Source organism: Methanococcoides sp. (assembly GCF_030594565.1).
GTDB classification, from domain to species: Archaea; Halobacteriota; Methanosarcinia; order Methanosarcinales; family Methanosarcinaceae; genus Methanococcoides; species Methanococcoides seepicolus.
Genome location: NZ_JAUVEY010000158.1, coordinates 1 through 4,768 on the forward strand (window position 1 = coordinate 1; position 4,768 = coordinate 4,768).

Here is a 4,768-nt window from a genome sequence, read left to right on the forward strand (position 1 = left end):
GTGGTCTTTTTCAGAAAACGTGTGACATCAGAGTAACTTTTGTTCTCCAATTTAGTGAATTTCTCATATTTGTTCAAAATATTCCCTCGAAATACCTATGTTCAGAAATGTATTGCAACCAGATAAATACTTTCCTGTGCACATATATTGTATCTCACATATAAAGAACAAAATATCAAACTTGATCCATTCACTCCCTAACAATATCATTCATTCTTAAACAATTCTTTTCTAATAGAAGTTGAAGAAGTGCCATTATCGAGGTAGTCATCAAGAGGAACTATCTCACAAAGGTCGTATATCTCAGGCTCAAGCTCGAGGTCAACCCCTTTTCTCTGGAATACAAGGAAATGAGTGTTCCTGATCCTGAAATTTTTCAGCATATCCCTCATGTCCTCTTCATTCCGATAGTATCGGGTTTTGAACAGACGGTTCGCAGTATCTGCCCCGATAATGAAAGTGGCGTTCTCGAAGAGGTTAACTTTCTGAATGAATAAGGGAGCGACCGTTAGGAGAACACTACCAAAAAAGACCTCTTCCTTGTACTTCCTGAGAGATTCCAACCTCTCCTGAAGCGATATAAGGTCTATGGGCGGCTTGTCCACGTTTGTGAGAGATATCTCAAAGTGAACTTTCCTCCCCAATTTATTAAAAGCCTGCTCAGCCATTTGAATATGATTTTTATGGCACGGATCGAAAGAACCTGAGAATATAACTTCCGGGTTTTCAGCAACAGCTTCGCCGCCCAGCTTGAATTGAACAACATCGGACACAAGGTCCAGGCTGTTCATGATATTATCAGGAAGAGCTAGCATCTGCGCCACTTCTTTGGAAGCGGTTGCTTCTCTTTCTTCAACGACCTCATCCCCATGTAAAAGGTCTTCAAGAAGCATATTCCCAGCCCAACCGCATTCTTTTGCAATGGAATCGACTATGGTGCAAGTTGCAATATACTCCTCTTCTTCCCTTGAGCGTGTTTTTCTGAGTATGAGCGTTCTTACGAGGGTCTTATCGAAAGACTGTATAGCAACGAAGATCTTATGTTCGCGCCCCTCGCGTTCATCATCCCCCACAGAAAGTTTACAGGAAGCAGCCACGCCCATGAATCCTTTGTCTGCCATCGTGTCTTCATTCCCTGCAAGAGATAAAGCACGGCGGTATGCAGCCATGGCCATAGCTCTTACGGTCACAGGTGAAGCATATTTTTCGGGTTTTTTACCAATAAGTTCATCGAGCGCTTTAGAACTATAGGGCACGAGAGCTTCAAGAACCGTAGCAGAACCGCCCCCATATCTCAAAAGTTGGTCAATGGCTCCGGCACCTCCTCCTGTTAGCGCAAGGACAAGCTGACAGGGGTGTTCGTGGATATGCATGATAATATCACGCAAACTGTCCACTTCCTTTGAACAGGGGCTGTCCATATCCTCTTTTCATAGGACAGAGGTCTGTATGGAACATAAGATAAAGTTATTGATGACAGGGGTGAAGGTCTGATCATCCACTATATCCATGAATCAGTGGGTATCGCCACTGGGCTTTTAATTCAAGCCTTGCATCATGCAGGCCTTGGTAACTCGCCCACACCCAAAAGCCCATGAGTTTTCTGAGCAAGTATGTGGACGAGACAATGATGTTGACCGTCCCTACATGCTGATCGTGGCGGTATATCCTGATGAGGCAACCACCATCCCCGATCACTCTACCAATAAAAAGACCCTTGATGAAATAGCCAATTTTCTATGATCTTGGCAATGTAAGGGTACCTTAAGGTGTCCTTTTTATTGATCGAACCCATGAGGTGTACCATGGAAAAACATAATATATTTAACCAAATACCAGTCGATTTAACCCATGAAGTGTTCGAGCCTTTGGTGGATCAACAGGGGGTATTGATCGAGCGTATTATTTCAAAGAAACATGTGACCCCAGATGGACAATGGTACGATCAAGACCGCAGTGAATGGGTCATGGTGTTGCAGGGGGAAGCGAAGTTGGTGTTTGAAGATTCGGAGGTGGTGCACCTCAATCCTGGCGATCATATTAATATTCCTGCCCACTGCAAACACAGAGTCATTTGGACCAGTGACACGACAGAAACCCTCTGGTTGGCGGTACATTATTGAGCTAAATTAGTTATCAGTCTCTTTCGATTCTTACAAATATGCTGTCCGCAATTTCCCTATCGACTGCATATCTCGTATGGATCAGGTCGAAGACATACGAAGGATACGACTGGACTAGATTCACCGGAATGCCCGGCAGTACACCCATTGGCAACATCTTCTGCATCTTCCCCTCTTCCTTCATATTGAAATATGCGATCTTGCCCCTCTGTCCTTTCTTTAACAATGAAAGGGGAGTGACAACCTGCTCCAACTCATCTCTGGCTTTCTTGCAGCATACCCCTTCAGGTATAGATTTACCATGAGGACAGGTACGCGGGTGCCCTAGCAGGATGCACACATTATCATCAATGCCCCTATGGAGTATGTGCTCGAACTCACATGCAGAACTATGCACATATTTGTCCTTTGTGTTCAACACATCCACCAGAAGTCGCTCAGCAAGGCGATGCCTTCTGACAACCAATCTGCCATTTTCGGCACCTTCCTCCGTAAGGCTTGCGTTTGTATTGGACATGGTGATATTGCCGATCTTAAGTAGCTCCTGCATCTGCGGAGATGTTTCGTGCAGCCCGAGAGATTCCAGACTCACATGATCCACGTTATTTTCATTTGTGCAGATCCACATCCTTTCCAGAACTTCCTCTGCATCTTCACTTATTTTCATTTGAACAGCCCCCTGACAAATTTTTCCAGTTTCGTCTCCGGTGGAATCTCATACCCGCATTTCGGGCAGCGTTGCAGATTACATGAGCTGAACCTGCCACAGCTTGTACATTCCGACCTGTCTGGCTCATCGAACTCACAGCTACAAAGGGGGCACTTCATAGAACCACCCCGAATGTAGTGAGAACATAGTTCACAACAAACCCTACTGCAAAAGCACTTGGGAAGATGAATGCAGCCATTCCAAGAGCTATCTTGACACCTCTCTCTTTCACAGTTACCATGAACTGGGCTATACATGGCATGAACAATGTCAATGTGATAGCAGCAACAACGATGTTAATGTCACTCAGCAGCCCTGCGTTATACATATCGAACAGTCCGGCAGCACCGAAATCCCTTCTGAAGAAACCGAACAGGAACATGACCCCTGCTTCTGCAGGGAGTCCTATCCACTGCGATGGATAACTGAACAGTTGAACAGCCATCTCGAACAGTCCGGTAAGCCTTCCTATCCATATAAGCACACTTGCCACAACGAATAGTGGCAGTACCTCAAGGAAATACCATTGCATCCTCGAATATGTCTTTATGAGCACATTTGACAGCTTCGGAAGTCTCAGGGGTGGCATCTCCATAAAGAAACTGGGACTTGATCCCGGCAGGACCTTTGATGAAAGATATCCCACCAATACCAGCTCCAGACAGATCACGATCGCCCATATGAACAGTGCCTTCCCACTGAATGACAGTATACCCAGTATGACACCAAGCTGTGCGGAACAGGGTATTGCCAGTGACAGCAACATGCTTGTGATGATCCTTTCCCTTTTAGTCTCGAGAGTACGTGTCACCATGGTAGCCATGGTGGAACAGCCGAAACCGAGTACCATTGGAATGACAGCCCTTCCACTCATGCCCATCTTCTTGAATGCACGGTCTATGAGCATTGCAAGACGTGGAAGATAACCCGTATCCTCGATAATGGAGAACACAATGAAGAACGCACCAACAAGCGGCATGATAAGTGCTATTGCATACGTTACAGCCTGTGTGAGTATCCCATATTCACCTACGAAAAGGTCCTGTATGGCCGGATAGGGCACAGCAGCATTGAAACTCTCGATGACCCAGGGATTTATCATTTCTCCGAACAGCGTCCCTTCAAGATAATCCACAACCGTTCCTGCCGCAAACCCACCTACGAACTTGTACAGCCCGAAATAAAGCACCAGAATCAGTATTGGAATTCCGGTGACAGGGTGAATGAGAAGACCATCGATGCGCTCCCTTAGTGATGTTCGGGAACTTTTTTCAACGTCTTCTGTAAGTGTAACGTCCCTTTTTCCTGTTGTCATGACATTCTCAACAATATCATTGACGAATGCCTGCCTTTCTATGGTCAGGACATAATTAAGAGGATTGTTGTACTCTTTTTCAGTTCCATCGATTATCTTCTTTATAGCAGCGACATCTTCGCCTTTCTGAGAGATGGTATCGAATGCGACTTTATCGTTCTGAAGCAGCAATTGAGCAAGCGTTCTTTTCGAGATGCCGTATTCATCCTGTATCAATGATGAGATACTTTCGATCGCATACTCGATCCCTCTGCTATACACTACCTTACTATCGACATGCCGGAAGCTGTATTTAGATATCGCTTCTTCAAGCTTGTCCAGACCCTCTCCTTTTATTGAGGTCGTGCAGATGACCAGAACCCCAAGTTCCTGCTCAAGCCGGGAAGCATTGATCTCAATGCCTCGCTCGGTTGCTTCATCCATCATGTTCAATACAAGTATAAGGGGAACTTCCGCTTCGATAAGCTGAAGCGTAAGGGGAAGCATACGCTGGATGTTCTTCGCATCCACCACATGCACATAAACAAAAGGATCGTTGTCGAACAGATAGCTCTGTGATACGCGTTCCTCCTCAGTTATAGGTAGTAATGAGTACATCCCCGGCGTATCGATTATCTCGTA

The 4,768-nt window shown here is 45.4% G+C and carries 6 protein-coding genes; 2 read left to right on the forward strand and 4 right to left on the reverse strand.

The features are described 5' to 3' along the window. Positions 1-206: 206 nt before the first annotated feature. A complete protein-coding gene (locus QAS77_RS10610; RefSeq protein ID WP_305065467.1) occupies positions 207-1,421 on the reverse strand; it encodes a hypothetical protein in 1,215 nt (404 codons plus the stop codon). Between the two features lie 136 nt (positions 1,422-1,557). Here QAS77_RS10610 and QAS77_RS10615 point away from each other — a divergent pair, with 136 nt between their 5' ends. Then, the gene (locus QAS77_RS10615) at positions 1,558-1,743 is read left to right on the forward strand and encodes a hypothetical protein (RefSeq protein WP_305065469.1); all 186 of its coding nucleotides are present in this window, start codon (positions 1,558-1,560) and stop codon (positions 1,741-1,743) included. Positions 1,744-1,805: 62 nt separating this feature from the next. Then, on the forward strand, positions 1,806-2,123 hold the full coding sequence (locus QAS77_RS10620; RefSeq protein WP_250867926.1) for a cupin domain-containing protein: 318 nt from the start codon (positions 1,806-1,808) through the stop codon (positions 2,121-2,123). A 13-nt stretch (positions 2,124-2,136) separates the two neighbouring features. On the opposite strand, the gene QAS77_RS10625 is transcribed toward QAS77_RS10620, so the two are convergent. The 3 genes from QAS77_RS10625 to feoB form a co-directional block, all read right to left on the reverse strand. After that, the gene (locus QAS77_RS10625; protein ID WP_305065472.1) at positions 2,137-2,790 is read right to left on the reverse strand and encodes a metal-dependent transcriptional regulator; all 654 of its coding nucleotides are present in this window, start codon (positions 2,788-2,790) and stop codon (positions 2,137-2,139) included. Next, positions 2,787-2,951: a hypothetical protein gene (locus QAS77_RS10630; protein ID WP_305065474.1), complete on the reverse strand. Its 165-nt coding sequence runs from the start codon at positions 2,949-2,951 to the stop codon at positions 2,787-2,789. Before QAS77_RS10630 ends, QAS77_RS10625 begins: the two co-directional genes overlap by 4 nt. Then, positions 2,948-4,768: ferrous iron transport protein B (gene feoB, locus QAS77_RS10635; protein WP_305065475.1), on the reverse strand; the 1,821-nt coding region annotated here is incomplete at its 5' end. The genes feoB and QAS77_RS10630, both read right to left, overlap by 4 nt.

Coding starts and splice junctions, on each gene's coding strand:
- QAS77_RS10610 (WP_305065467.1), bottom strand. CDS start 1,421: ATGGACAGCCCCTGTTCAAAGGAAGTGGACAGTTTGCGTGATATTATC.
- QAS77_RS10615 (WP_305065469.1), top strand. CDS start 1,558: ATGCAGGCCTTGGTAACTCGCCCACACCCAAAAGCCCATGAGTTTTCT.
- QAS77_RS10620 (WP_250867926.1), top strand. CDS start 1,806: ATGGAAAAACATAATATATTTAACCAAATACCAGTCGATTTAACCCAT.
- QAS77_RS10625 (WP_305065472.1), bottom strand. CDS start 2,790: ATGAAAATAAGTGAAGATGCAGAGGAAGTTCTGGAAAGGATGTGGATC.
- QAS77_RS10630 (WP_305065474.1), bottom strand. CDS start 2,951: ATGAAGTGCCCCCTTTGTAGCTGTGAGTTCGATGAGCCAGACAGGTCG.